The sequence below is a fragment of the Selenomonas sp. oral taxon 478 genome (assembly GCF_001189555.1).
GTDB lineage: Bacteria > Bacillota > Negativicutes > Selenomonadales > Selenomonadaceae > Centipeda > Centipeda felix.
In genome coordinates this window covers 1,434,577-1,448,546 of record NZ_CP012071.1, presented here as the reverse complement: position 1 = coordinate 1,448,546, position 13,970 = coordinate 1,434,577, and the positions used below count along the sequence as shown (strand labels likewise).

Annotated in this window: 9 protein-coding genes; 5 read left to right on the top strand and 4 right to left on the bottom strand. The window is 59.2% G+C overall.

The window, feature by feature from the left end; translation table 11 throughout:
- Positions 1 to 45: 45 nt before the first annotated feature.
- Positions 46 to 531, bottom strand: coding sequence for a Cys-tRNA(Pro) deacylase (gene ybaK / locus ADJ74_RS06790; protein ID WP_050342951.1), 486 nt, complete (start codon positions 529 to 531; stop codon positions 46 to 48).
- Between the two features lie 77 nt (positions 532 to 608).
- Here ybaK and nadE point away from each other — a divergent pair, with 77 nt between their 5' ends.
- From nadE to ADJ74_RS06765, 5 genes are all read left to right on the top strand, one after another.
- The gene (gene nadE / locus ADJ74_RS06785) at positions 609 to 2,273 is read left to right on the top strand and encodes an NAD(+) synthase (RefSeq protein WP_050342950.1); all 1,665 of its coding nucleotides are present in this window, start codon (positions 609 to 611) and stop codon (positions 2,271 to 2,273) included.
- Positions 2,274 to 2,417: 144 nt separating this feature from the next.
- Entirely contained in the window at positions 2,418 to 3,368 is a 951-nt protein-coding gene (locus tag ADJ74_RS06780) for a metal ABC transporter solute-binding protein, Zn/Mn family (RefSeq protein WP_050342948.1), read from the top strand.
- Positions 3,369 to 3,390: 22 nt separating this feature from the next.
- Positions 3,391 to 4,113 carry a metal ABC transporter ATP-binding protein gene (locus ADJ74_RS06775; RefSeq protein WP_050342946.1) on the top strand — a complete coding sequence of 241 codons (723 nt, stop codon included), beginning with the start codon at positions 3,391 to 3,393 and terminating at the stop codon, positions 4,111 to 4,113.
- A gap of 3 nt (positions 4,114 to 4,116) precedes the next feature.
- A complete protein-coding gene (locus tag ADJ74_RS06770; RefSeq protein WP_050342944.1) occupies positions 4,117 to 4,992 on the top strand; it encodes a metal ABC transporter permease in 876 nt (291 codons plus the stop codon).
- A complete protein-coding gene (locus ADJ74_RS06765) occupies positions 4,985 to 6,085 on the top strand; it encodes a metal ABC transporter permease (RefSeq protein WP_050342942.1) in 1,101 nt (366 codons plus the stop codon). Before ADJ74_RS06770 ends, ADJ74_RS06765 begins: the two co-directional genes overlap by 8 nt.
- A 448-nt stretch (positions 6,086 to 6,533) precedes the next feature.
- Here ADJ74_RS06765 and ADJ74_RS06760 read toward each other — a convergent pair whose 3' ends face one another.
- The 3 genes from ADJ74_RS06760 to ADJ74_RS06750 form a co-directional block, all read right to left on the bottom strand.
- On the bottom strand, positions 6,534 to 10,322 hold the full coding sequence (locus tag ADJ74_RS06760; RefSeq protein ID WP_050342940.1) for a phosphoribosylformylglycinamidine synthase: 3,789 nt from the start codon (positions 10,320 to 10,322) through the stop codon (positions 6,534 to 6,536).
- A 147-nt stretch (positions 10,323 to 10,469) separates the two neighbouring features.
- Positions 10,470 to 12,695: an alpha-galactosidase gene (locus ADJ74_RS06755; protein ID WP_050342933.1), complete on the bottom strand. Its 2,226-nt coding sequence runs from the start codon at positions 12,693 to 12,695 to the stop codon at positions 10,470 to 10,472.
- Between the two features lie 33 nt (positions 12,696 to 12,728).
- Complete coding sequence (locus ADJ74_RS06750; protein ID WP_050342931.1) at positions 12,729 to 13,778, bottom strand: LacI family DNA-binding transcriptional regulator; 1,050 nt, start codon at positions 13,776 to 13,778, stop codon at positions 12,729 to 12,731.
- Between the last annotated feature and the right edge of the window lie 192 nt (positions 13,779 to 13,970).

Genomic DNA, 13,970 nt, shown 5'->3' with positions numbered 1-13,970 from the left:
ATTGCCCTGCATCTGTGCTATACTAATGCCTGTGTCTTTCGCAGATCAGCGCGCGAGATGTGCCGTCTGTGCCTCTGCCGCACGGATGAGGTCGGCGGGCGGGAGCGAGATCTGCTCGCCGCGCCGTCCCGCGCTCACACAAATGCGCTCCTGCTGCATCATGCTGTCATCGCAGTAGACGGGATAGCTCTTCTTCGCGCCGAGCGGAGAACATCCGCCGCGCACGTAGCCCGTGAGGTCAAAGACTTCCTTCAGATGCACCATCTCCGCGCGCTTGTTGCCGCTTGCGGCGGCGGCAGCCTTCAGGTCAAGCTCCCCCGCGCCCGGGATGACCGCCATGAACACGCCCGTGCGGTCACCGCGCACAACGAGCGTCTTGTAGATGCGCTCCAACGGGATGCCGGTCACCTCTGCCACATGCGCCGCCGAAAGATCGCTCTCATCGACGGGATAGGTCAGAAGCTCGTAGGAAATGCCAAGGCGATCCAAGATGCGTGCCGCGTTGGTCTTTGGAATTTTCTTCTTTGCCATATTACTCACCACTCCGGATTATACCATTGAGCCGGAATAAAAATCAAACGCTATTGCGTTTGGAAGGGAGCATCACTATGAAAATTGCACTCATCTCCATGGAAGTCGTCCCCGGTCGTCCCGATCGGAACGCTGCAACAATGCGCGGAAAGATTGCAGAGGCAAAGGCGGCGGGTGCCAACCTCGCCCTTTTCCCCGCACTCAGCCTCTCGGGGCTCTTCCTCGGCGGCGTGTGGAAACAGCCCGCGTTCCTGCGCGACTGCGCCGCCTACGCCGAGGAGATTGCCGCTGCGGCAGATGGCATTACCGTCATCTTTGGAAACGCAGCAGAGGCAGAACGCTGCACGGGCGTGCGCCGCACACTCATGGAGGCGCGGGACGGCGTACTGCGTGAGGTCGCACATTCACCGCTGCACGGTGCGGGAAATCAGTTTGCTCCACTCCTCTATGAGATGCCGAACGAGAACATCATTCTCGCCGCCGATGCAAGCCCCTATCCCATTTGCTTTGGTGCAAAGTACCTCGCCCGCACGGCAATGCAGCAGCATAAAACAATCTGCTACATCAACACGCTTGGCCTTCAGGACAAGGGCAAGACCGTCTATGCCTTCCCCGGCAGGGCATACGCCTTCAACGAAAAGGGCGAGCGCATTCTGATGTCTCCCGCCTACACGGAGAATGTGACCATCCTCGACACGAATCAACTGCCCACAAAGGTGGACTTTGTGGCAGAGCCAATCATTGCGCCCACTCATCGCATGCTGCGCTACGCCGTGCAAAAATTTCTTGCACGCATCCGTATGGAGCGCGTTGTCATCGGCATCTCGGGCGGCATCGACTCCGCTGTCACCGCCGCCCTCTACGTCGACGCGATCGGCGCAGAAAACGTCCTGCTCGTCAATATGCCGAGCCGTTTCAACTCTGCAACGACGAAGGGGCTTGCGGCACAGCTCGCGGACAATCTCGGCTGCCGCCACATGATCGTCCCCATCGAGGAGAGTGTCACGCACACGGTCGATCAGCTCACGACTGTTCCCATCATGGGGAAATGTGCGACAGAGGGGGAGCACCTCACGATCTCCTCGTTCGTGCGCGAGAATATGCAGGCACGCGACCGCAGCGGACGTGTCCTCTCCGCCGTCGCCGCCGCATGGGGCGCAGGCTTTACCTGCAACGCGAACAAGGCGGAGTCCACCGTCGGCTACGCGACCCTCTACGGCGATCAGGCAGGCTTCCTCTCAGCACTCGCTGACCTCTGGAAATATCAGGTCTACGACCTCGCACGCTATCTGAACGACAGCGTCTACGGACGCGAGACCATCCCACAGGGTATCATCGACATCGTACCGAGTGCCGAACTCTCCGATGCGCAAAACGTCGACGAGGGCAAGGGCGACCCCATTCGCTACCCCTATCACGACTACCTCTTCCGCGCCTTTGCAGAGAACAATGAAACGCCTGAGGAAATTCTGGAATACTATGCCAAAAACGCGCTCGAAGCACATATCGGCTGTAATAAAGGGCTTGTCGCAGACTATTTCCCGACGGCGGCGGACTTTATCGCCGATCTCGAACGCTGGTGGGGGCTCTATACGGGCATGGCAGTCGCCAAGCGCATCCAGTCGCCGCCGCTGCTGTCCGTCAGCGGTCGTGCCTACGGCAGCGACCATCCCGAATCGCAGATTGGTTCCTATGAAACGATCCGCTATCGCGCATTGAAAGAGAAGCTGCTCCAGAAATAAAACAGAATGGACCTTGTCGCCCCTGTGGATTTTCACGGGGGCGTTTTCATTTTTCATAAATCAATTTCTATATTGAGAAATTTTCTCATTTACAAGATGGAATTTTTGTGTTATTCTCAATACAAATGAAAGGATGGTGCTGTTATGCACGCAAAAAAATTATTTCCACGACTTCTGCTCACCCTCGCACTCGCCATGATGGCACTGGTCGCCGTCGGCTGCGGCGGAGGAGGCACAGGCGGCGACAAGGCAGCCGACACGAAGAAAACCGTAACGGTCACGACCTCATTTTTACAGGATATGACAAAGCAGCTTGCGGGCGATTATGTGAACATCGAACTGATTATCCCCGCAGGCGAGGATCCGCATCTTTACGTCGCACAGCCGGCCGACCTCGAGAAGATCAAGAAGGCGGATCTCCTCCTCTACCACGGTCTGCACTTCGAGGGCAAGATGGCAGAGGTGCTTGAGAAAAAGGGCGTCGCGGTCACGAAGAACTTTGCGGATGCAAACATCAACTATATGGAGGAGGACGGCAAAAAGATCGTCGACCCGCATTTCTGGTTTGATGTCGCACTCTACAAACAGGCGACCGAGGAGGCGGCAACCGAGCTTGTAAAACTTATTCCCGAACACGAAAAGGAGATTCAGGAGAATCTGAAAACGTATCTTGCGGAACTCGACGCACTTGATGCGGAAATCACGCAGAAGATCGCGCAGATCCCCGAAGGGCAGCGCAATCTCGTCACGCCGCACGATGCATTCAACTACTTCTCCCACCGCTACCACGTTAATGTCATCGCACCCCAGGGGGTCAGCACAGACTCCGAGGTTGCGAATGCCGACATCGAGAAAACGGCAAACTACATTGTCGAGCACAAGGTCAAGGCGGTATTTGCCGAGAGCACGACGAATCCCGAACGCATGAAGAAGCTGCAGGAGGTCTGCAGGACGAAGGGCTTCGATGTCGAGATTGTTGGCGGTGAGGGCAATGAGCTCTTCTCGGATTCTCTTGCACCCGAGGGCCAGAAGGGCGATACCTATATCACGATGTACCGCAGCAACATCGATCTGATTGTTTCGCACCTGAAATAAACATCGCTGGAAGGGACGCAGAATGGAAGGAACGAACAGCGTCATACATATCGAAGATCTCACAATGGCATACCGCGATACCCCCGTGCTCTGGGACATCGACCTCGATGTGCCGGAGTGCGTGCGCTGTGCGATCGTAGGACCGAACGGCGCGGGCAAGTCCACCCTGCTGCGGGGCATCCTCGGGCTGTTGAAGCCCGTCTCAGGCGCAGTGCTCCTCTGGGGCAAGGCACTCTCCGCCGTGCACAAGCAGATCGCCTATGTGCCGCAGCGCGGCTCGGTACACTGGGATTTCCCGACGACGGTCTTTGATGTCGTGCTCATGGGGCGCTATGCCCATCTGGGACTTGTGCGCCGCCCCGGCAAGGAGGATCGCGCTCTGGCGATGGACGCGCTCGATAAAATGAAGATGGCAGACTTCTCCGACCGTCAGATCTCGGAGCTCTCGGGCGGGCAGAAGCAACGGGTCTTTATCGCACGCGCACTCGCGCAGGACGCGCAGCTCTACATCATGGACGAGCCGCTTGCGGGCGTTGACGAGACGACGGAACGCATCATCATGGACAAGTTCATGGATTTACAGAAGGAAAAGCGCACCGTCATCGCCGTCCACCACGATCTCAGTACGCTCGATGCCTATTTCGACTATCTTGTCGTGCTGAACCGCACGGTAAAGGCATCGGACTATCTCGCAGATATCGACAAGGAGGCGGCACTCGCGCGCGCCTACCGCGTGAAGGAGTGAGCGATGGACATTCTGACGAACTACACCTTTCAGATTGTCGCGCTCGGCAGCGTCATCCTCGCCGTCGCCGCTGCCCCCGTCGGCGCATTCAGCGTCTACAAGGGGCAGAGCCTCATCGGTGATGCAATCGGGCACTCGACCTTTCCCGGCATCATCCTTGCCTACATGGCGTTCGCGACGCGCAGCCCCGTTATCCTCCTCGCGGGAGCAATTCTGGCAGGTGCGGCAAGCTACGCGCTCATCCAGCTCGCGCACAGGGACAAGCGTCTGGGGCTCGATGCAAACCTCGCAATCTTCCTCTCGGGCTTCTTCGGGCTTGGTATGGCACTCAAGAGTTTTATCCAAGGAAATCCTGACTACGCGGGCGCGTCACAGGCGGGGCTCGGGACGTACATCTTCGGACAGGCGGCGTACATGCTTGAGGCGGATGTCCTGCTGATCGCCGCCATCTCCGCCCTCGTGCTCACGCTCCTGCTGCTCTTTTACAAGGAGCTGAAGCTCTTCGTCTTTGACGCGGAGTATGCCGAGGTAGTAGGGCTGCCCTGCCGTCTGCTGAACCTCCTCCTGCTCGTCATGACGATTGCCGTCATCGGCATCGGAATCAAGGCGGTCGGCGCAATCCTCATCAGCTCCTTTCTCATTATCCCCTGCGTTGCGGCAAATCAGTGGTCGAACAACTTTGCACGCGTGCTCCTACTGAGCAGCCTCATCGGTGCGGTCTCCGCGCTCGTCGGAACGTACATCAGCACGCTCGAACAGGGCATGTCGACGGGGCCCTCCATCATCCTTGTCGCCTCGCTGATCGCCTTTTTTTCCATTGTTTTCGGAACAAAGGGCATCCTCGGCAGAGTGTTGAAACGGAGGCACGCACATGGATGACGCACTGCTCGTACTCCTGCTGACGGCGGCAGCGTGCGCACCGCTCGGCGTTTTTCTCATCCTGCGCCGTCTCTCCATGATGGCGGACGCGATCAGTCACACGGTACTGCTCGGCATCGTGCTCGCCTTCTTCGTAACGCATGACCTTGGCTCGCCGTGGCTGCTCTTCGGTGCGGCACTCATGGGTGTTGTCACAGTGTCGCTTGTCGAGCTGCTTGGAAAGACGCGCCTTGTCAAATACGACGATGCGATCGGTGTCATCTTTCCCCTGCTCTTTGCCCTCGCCGTCATTCTCATCAGCAAATACGCGGGGAATGCCCACCTCGATACCGATATGGTGCTCATGGGCGAAGTCATCTACGCGGGGCTGAACACGGTCGAGATTGGCGGCATGGAGATTCCCGCTGCCGCGCTCAAGATGGGCGGGCTCGCTCTCCTGATTGCAGTGTTTATCACCGTGTTCTACAAGGAGCTCAAGGTCTCCACATTTGACGGCGAATACGCACGGCTCATCGGCGTGCCGACGGGCATCCTCTTCTACGCCTTTATGTCGCTCACCTCGCTCACAACGGTCGCGGCATTCGATGCGGTCGGTGCGATTCTCGTCATCTCGTTTTTCATCGCACCCGGTGCGGCGGCTCTGCTCTTTACAAAGCATCTGTCGCACACGCTCCTCCTCGCCCTCCTCGTCAGCATGGCAAACTCCGCGCTCGGCTACGCGCTTGCCGTGCATATGAACGCCTCGATTGCAGGGCTGTGCGCGGTCATAAATATGCTTGTCTACCTGCTTGCCCTGCTCATGGGGCCGAAAGGGGCAGTCACGACTTACATCCGCCGCAAAAGAAGTATGCAGCAGATGCAGCGCGACCTCTTCCTGCTCCACATCGGCAGACACACGGCAGAACGCGTTGAGAGTGCAGAAAACCACGCGAACGAGATTGGCGACCATCTGAAATGGGATGCGTCGAAGGTGCGCCGCGTCAGCCGCGAGCTGATCGATCAGCACCTCCTCCATCGCGCGGGCAGCTACTATCTGCTGACCGATGCGGGGGCGGCGGCGTACAAGGCGCTCTGCGAACGATATTTCATCTAAGGAATCACTGATAAATTCAGCACCATCATCTTGACGCATCTTTTTTGCCCGTACTTCGGCGGAAAATCCTCCACAGAGCACCACTCTGCGTCCGGTTTTCCACCTTGTTCGGACGAAAAATCTACGCCAATCTGACGGGCTTCATTTTATCAGTGATTCCCTAAGACAATGCCGCCGATATGACGAACCGCCGAAGACCGACCATCCATACGCAAAAAGCGCAGGAAGTCACTTTCCTGCGCTTTCTAGTCCAACGAATAAAAGGAGACACGGATATCCACTCAGCACGGCATCTTAGTACATCTCTTTGCCCGCACTTCGGCGGAAATCTAGTGCAGAGCATCACTCCGCATTCGGTTTTCCTCCCTGTCGGACGAAACATTTACACCAATCTGAAGGACTGTTTTATCCGTACTCCCTAAAACGAGAGAGGAATGTTTTTCGTCTTTTACCGTATAAAATATCCTGCGCCCGACTCGAAGATCATCTGATTCATCTCGCCGGGGACATTCATGCCAATATTGGGTCCAATGCGCTCGGCATGCGCCATGCGCCCGTAGATGCGGCCGTCGGGACTCGTAATGCCCTCGATGGCGTTGACAGAGCCATTCGGATTGTACGGCTGATCGAGCGTTGGATCGCCCTTCTCGTTCACGTACTGTGTGGCGATCTGACCACGCACACGCAGTGCTGCCACCGTATGTCCATCCGCATAGAAGCGCCCCTCTCCATGGGACACCGCCAATGTATGCGTATCACCGACATTGACCCCCGAGAGCCACGGCGAGAGATTCGACGCGACGCGCACGCGCACGGTCTGCGAAACATGCCGCCCGATGTTGTTGTACGTCAGAGTCGGCGTATTCTCGTCGAGATCCGTGATCTCGCCGTAGGGCAAAAGGCCGAGCTTCAGGAGTGCCTGAAAGCCGTTGCATATCCCGAGGATCAAACCATCGTGATCGTGCAGGAGTCGATGCACCGCCTCGGCAATCTGCGGAGCGCGGAACATCGCCGCGATGAACTTGCCCGTCCCGTCAGGTTCATCGCCGCCGCTGAAGCCGCCCGGCAGCATGAGGATCTGCGCGCGCTTGATCGCCTCAGCCATCACCGTCACGGTCTCCTCGACCGCCTGTGGCGTAAGGTTGCGCACGACCATGATCTCAGGTTTTGCGCCGACGCGCTCCCATGCGCGCGCCGAATCGTACTCGCAGTTCGTCCCCGGAAACACGGGGATGCAGACACGCGGTTTTGCAATCTTGAGCGAGCTGCTCTTGTGCTTCCCCTTCGTATAGGGAGCAAAGGTCGGGCGATCGATCTGGCGATGCGTGTGCGACACCGTCGTCGGGAAGATCTTTTCGAGAGGCTCGGTGTACGCTGCCTTGACATCGGCGAGCACAACGGTATCGAGATCCGTGATGATGCTCGGCACGTCGCGTGTGACACCGATCTCGACTGCCCCCATGCCCGCAAGGTTCGCATTGAGGTCGAACGAAGATGCCACCTCGAGCAGGATCGTTCCATAGAGCGGCTTAAAGAGATCATCCTGCGGAATATAGGTCGTAAACTTAAAGCCGAGGTTGTTGCCGAGACACATCTTCGAGAGTGCCGCCGCAACGCCGCCGCGGCCGACGCTCTGCGCGGAGAACACCTTCTGCCCGTGGATCAGCTCATGCACCTTCGCAAAGTTCTTGCGCAGACGCTCAAAGATAGGAAGATCCTGCATATCACGCGGAACAGGAATCATGATAACACGGTTGCCGGGGTATTTGAACTCCGGCGAGAGCACCTCATCTGCAGGCACTGTCGCCACCGCAAAGGCGACGAGCGTCGGCGGAACATTCAGCTGCTCGAACGTGCCGGACATCGAGTCCTTGCCGCCGATGGCAGGAATCCCGAGCTCATGCTGGGCACGCAGCGCGCCGAGGAGCGCCGCAAAGGGCTTGCCCCACTTATTTGGGTCCGTGCCGAGCCGCTCAAAGTACTCCTGCAGCGTCAGCCGCACCCGATCCGCTCTGCCGCCGACGGCGACAATCTTCGCCACGGCCTCGATGACGGCATACGCCGCGCCATGGAATGGGCTCCACGTTGAGAGATCAGGATCAAAGCCAAACGCCATCGCCGACGCCGTATTCGTTTCACCGTAACGCACGGGGATTTTTGCAACCATCGCCTCCGACGGCGTGAGCTGGTACTTTCCACCGAACGGCATGAGCACGGAGGCTGCGCCCACCGTCCCGTCGAACCGCTCACCGAGCCCCTTCTGACTGCACACATTGAGGTCACGCAGATTCGCAAGCCACATGGCCTCAAGCGAGCGTCCTGCCTTGCATACGAGGGACGGAACCTGCTGCAGATACGGCGCTTGCTCGTTCGGGGACGCCACAGCGACGCGCACATGCTGGCGCACGCCGTTCGTCGCGAGGAAGCTGCGCGCGATGCGCACGATGTCCTTGCCGCGCCACTGCATCACGAGACGCGGTTCCTTCGTCACTACGGCGACGCGCGTCGCCTCGAGGTTCTCCGCATCTGCGTGCCGCAGGAAGGCGGGCACATCCTGCGGAGCGAGCACGACCGCCATGCGCTCCTGCGACTCGGAGATCGCGAGCTCCGTACCGTCCAGCCCCTCATATTTCTTCGGAACGGCATCGAGATCAATCGTCAGCCCATCCGCGAGCTCACCGATGGCCACGGCGACACCGCCTGCACCGAAGTCGTTGCATCGCTTGATCAGGCAGCTGACCTCAGGATTGCGGAACAGCCGCTGCAGCTTTCGCTCCGTCGGCGGGTTGCCCTTCTGCACCTCGGCGCCCGAGGTCGTCAGCGACTGCTCCGTATGCTGCTTCGATGAGCCGGTCGCACCGCCGATGCCGTCACGTCCCGTGCGTCCGCCGAGGAGGATGATGACATCGCCGGGCACGGGACGTTCACGCACGACCTGCGCGGCAGGCGCAGCCCCGATGACCGCGCCGATCTCCATACGCTTAGCGAGATAGCCCTTGTGGTAGATTTCGCGCACCTGTCCCGTTGCAAGGCCGATCTGGTTGCCATACGAGCTGTACCCCTCGGCAGCACCAATCGTGATCTTCTTCTGCGGGAGCTTTCCGGGCAGCGTCTCCTCTATCGGCGTGCGCGGGTCGGCTGCTCCGGTCACGCGCATGGCCTGATAGACATAGGAACGCCCCGAGAGCGGATCGCGGATCGCACCGCCAAGACAGGTCGCCGCACCGCCGAACGGCTCGATCTCCGTCGGGTGATTGTGCGTCTCGTTCTTGAACATGAGGAGCCAGTCCTCATTCTTCCCGTTGACATCCACGGTAATATGGATGCTGCACGCGTTGATCTCCTCCGACACATCGAGATCGTCCAGCTTGCCCCCCGCGCGCAGTGCCTTCATCCCGATCACGGCAAGATCCATCAGCGTCATATCGCGCTTTTTATCCGTGTAGAGCGCCTTGCGGTCGTCGGTGTACTTCTGATACGTCTCCTTGATCGGCAGGGAGAAAAAGCCATTCTCGATGGTTACTGCATCGATCGCCGTGGTAAACGTCGTATGACGGCAGTGATCCGACCAGTACGTATCGATGACGCGCAGCTCCGTGATCGTCGGTGCGCGGCGTTCCGTCGTGCGGAAGTACTCCTGCACAAAAGCGAGATCCTCCTCGCTCATGGCAAAGCCGTGGGCAGCGTGAAAACGTGCCAGCTCCTCGCGCGAAAGTGCGTTGAACTGCGTCAGCACCTCCACATCCCCCGGCATCGCAGGCTGCACCTCGAGCGTCGCCGGCGTGGCGAGCGACGCCTCACGGCTCTCCACGCGGTTGATGAGATATGCCTTGATCTTTTCAACGATGAGATCGCTGATCCTGCCGATGAGCATAATAACGCGTGCCGTGCGCACCGTGGGACGCTCCCCCTGCGTCACGAGCTGCACGCACTCCGCAGCCGCCGCAGCCGTCGGGTCGAACTGCCCCGGCAGCGGCTCGATGGCAAAGATCTTCGCATCGGCGAAAAAGGGCAGTGCATCCTCATAGACGGTGTCAACCGGTGGATCGGCAAAGACGATGTCGCGAACCTGCTCGAACTCCTCGTCGCTCAGTCCCTCCACATCGTAGCGCGTAATCATGCGTACCGCGCGCAGGTCGGTCAGACGGAACGTCTCCACAAGATCACTGCAAAGGCGTTGTGCCGGAACGTCAAAAAAGCCCTGACGCTTTTCGACGAAGATTCGCTTGACGGCCATAAGAATCTCCCTTCTTCCATGTGGTCTACACTTCTATTCTAACGAAATTCTGCACATTTTGCAATGACGGATTCATGCGGCAACAAGAAAATGGGCACCGCACGAAGTTTTTTGCTTCATGCAGTGCCCCACTATCGTCAATCTGTCTTATTCCACAGCATTCAGCACATAGAGACGTGAGTCAAAGTCCGTCGTCAGGCCGTCCTCGGGATGCGGCTCGCCCGTCGTCCCGTCCGTCGTAATCAGCCCGTAGTGCATCAGCTCGTCACCGTAGCAGCGCGCGCCGCTGCGGCTGTCCTCATAGAGGGTGTCCGGCAGCAGTCCCGCAAGGCGCACGCGCGCAAAGCGGTCATTCACGCGGTTCAGCGTGCGGTACCAGCCGACAATCGCCGTCTTTTGATCGCCGCTCACGCACATCCACGCCATAACATTGTGCTCGAAGGGGCTCTGCAGGCGGTAGAACGTGCCAAACTGGAAGATCTCACGATACTTCTTCATAAAGGCGATCTCGTCCTTGACCTCGGCGAGCTCCTCCGCGCTGAGCTTGCCTAGGTCAAGCTCGTAGCCGAATGTACCAAAGTACGCCGTGTTCGCGCGCGTGTGCAGCGGCGTCACGCGGTTCACCTGATGGTTCGGCACGACCGAGACGTGACTGCCCATGCTGCTCAGTGGGTAGCACATCGACGTACCGTACTGGATCTTCTGCCGCTCGACGGCATCCGAGTTGTCGCTCGTCCATGCCTGCGGCGCGTAGTAGAGCATCCCGGGGTCGAAGCGGTTGCCGCCCGACGCACAGGACTCGAAGAGCACGTGCGGGAACGCCGTCGTCAGCCGCTCATAGAGATCGTACAGTCCGAGAATATAGCGGTGGAACACCTCGCCCTGCCGTGCGGCAGGCAGCGCGTGCGACCAGCACTCCGTAATGCTGCGGTTCATATCCCACTTTACGTAGGAGACCTTGCCGCTCGCGAGAATCGCCGCCATCTGCTCATAGATATTATCGACGACATCCTGCCGGGAGAAATCGAGCACACACTGCGAGCGTCCGAGTGATTTTCTCCGCCCCGGGACGGAGAGCACCCAGTCGGGATGTGCGCGGTAGAGATCGGAGTCCTCATTGACCATCTCGAGCTCGACCCAAATGCCGAACTTCATGCCGCGCGCCTCAATCTTCTCCGCGAGCCCGTCAATCCCGTTCGGCAGACGGTCGGGGTTGACCGTCCAGTCACCGAGCCCCGCATGATCCGACGTGCGCGCACCGAACCAACCGTCATCGAGCACGAAAAGCTCCACGCCGCACTGTGCCGCCACATCCGCGATGGCGAGCAGCTTCTCCTCCGTAAAGTCGAAGTAGGTCGCCTCCCAGTTGTTGATGAGGATGGGGCGTACCTTGTCGCGCCATGTGCCGCGTGCCAGCCGCCGCTGGTAGAGGCGGTGATACGTGCGGCTCATGCCGTTCAGCCCCTCGTTCGACCAGACGAGCACTGCCTCCGGCGTCTGGAACGTCTCGCCCGTGGCGAGCGTCCAGTCAAAATCCGTGCTGTGAATGCCCGCCTGCAGACGCGTCACGCCGTGGTTGTCCACCTCGGCGAGCATCTCGAAGTTGCCGCTGTAGACGAGGCTCACGGCGAGCACCTCGCCCTGCATCTCCGTCGTCTCGGGGCGCACGAGAGCGACGAAGGGATTGTACTGTCCCGAGGAGTGTCCGCGGCGGCTGCCAATCGCCGTAATGCCCGTGGCGAGCGGACGCCGCTCCACGTGGCGCTCACGTGCCCACGCCCCCGTCAGCTCCAGCCACTCATAGTTCGTATCGGGCAGGTCAATCGAGAGACTCATCACCTTCTGCAGGTGCAGCATCTCCATCCCCGCATTGTGGCAGCGCATACTGCGCGCGATCGCATTTCCCTCGGCAAAGATCGTGTAGAGGAGCTCCACGCACAGCCCCGTCGGCACATCCTCCAGTGTGATGATGAGCGTCTTTGCCTCGCTTGGCGACTCCACGTAGGTGGCGGGCAGCCCCGCGAGCTTCGGCTTGCCGTCCTCCACGCGCCAGTCCTTAAACTGCAGATCGAGAATGCGGCTGCCGTTCTCCTGCAGCACATTCAGCGCAGGACGGCGAAAATCCGACGAGCCGTAGGTCGGCAGCTCCTGTCGGATCGCATCGAGCGAGTAGTCGCGGCTGTCCGCAAAGACACACGCCGACATCCCGCGATGCGCACGCTCAAAGAGATGCTCAAAGCCCTCGCGGTCGCGGAGTGCCGCACCGAAGTAAAGGCTCCCGAGCCCGCCGTGCGGCAGTACCATGAGAATGTAGCTGATCGAATCATTGAAGAGATGAAAGACTCTGCCCTGCTCATGATAGATGATATTCATGTATATCCCCCCTTCGGTTGTGTGATGAAAACGCTATGCAAGGCGGCCGAACCTCTGCAGCCCCATATCTTCCTCCACGTGAAACCCCGTCGTCTCACGCTCCACCACGGTGTTTGCGCGTACGATATTCTCCGCCGTCCCTTCCTCGATCCGCTTCCGCATGAGGCGTGCCGCCTCCCGCCCAAGATCGCCCATGTGCTGGTCGATGGTCGTGAGCTGCGGCGCCGTGTACTTGCTGAGCACCGTGTTGTCATAGCCGATCACCGAGATGTCCTGCGGAACGCGCCGTCCCATACGCTGACAGGCGTTGACCGCTCCCATCGCCATGAGGTCGTTGCAGCAAAAAATCGCTGTTGGTGCAAAATCAAGCATCTGATCCATGAGGATGAACATGGTGTTCTCGACCGTCTCAATGCGATTGCCGTCGCCGATGCTGACGATATCCTCCGCATGGAACATCCCCCGCTCCTGCATAACGGCACGGTAGACGTCCTCCTTCACACGATAGGAATCGCTGTTCTCGCCTCGGACAAAGAGAATGCGCTCGTGCCCGTAGCGAAATAGATGTTCGAGTGCCGCACGGGCGCCGCCGCGCTGATCGCTCGTCACATGCGATATGCCCGGAATTTCCCGCGCGCTGTTGATAAAGACCATGGGAAGCCGCGCCGCCGTCGTCTCGTAGAACTCCGTCGCTGCCGTCTCCGTGTTCGGGCTGACGACGATCACCCCTGAGACATTGCGCGTGATGAAGTCCCGCACGCACGCCTCCTCGCGCCGAGGATCGTTCTGTGCGCAGGCGAGCAGCAGCGAGTAGGAACTCTGCCGCAGATGCTCCTCCACCCCGTCCAGCACCTCGGCAAAGAATATATTGTCAAAGCCCGGTACGACGACGCCGATGCTCGAGGAACGCTGCGTGTTCAGCTCGCGTGCCTGCAGATTCGGTACATACTCCAGTTTCTTGATGGCGTTCTCCACCTTGAACCGCGTCTTTTCACGCACGGGATAGTTCCCGTTCACGACGCGCGAAACCGTCGCGACAGACACGCCCGACTCCTTCGCCACATCAACGATCGTCGCCTTCATTCTCTCTTCCCCCTGTATCATTGTCATGCGATACTCCTAAGCAAACCCTAGTGAAGCAAACGGGGGAAGTACACGTTCTGCCCCCTGCAGATTTCTTTCGTTCAAGCGAAGCGCGTTTAAGAAGTCCGCAGGTATTTAGGCAGATAAGTGTACGACCGTTTGCGTAACGAGGTGTTTGCGAGGAGTACGCAG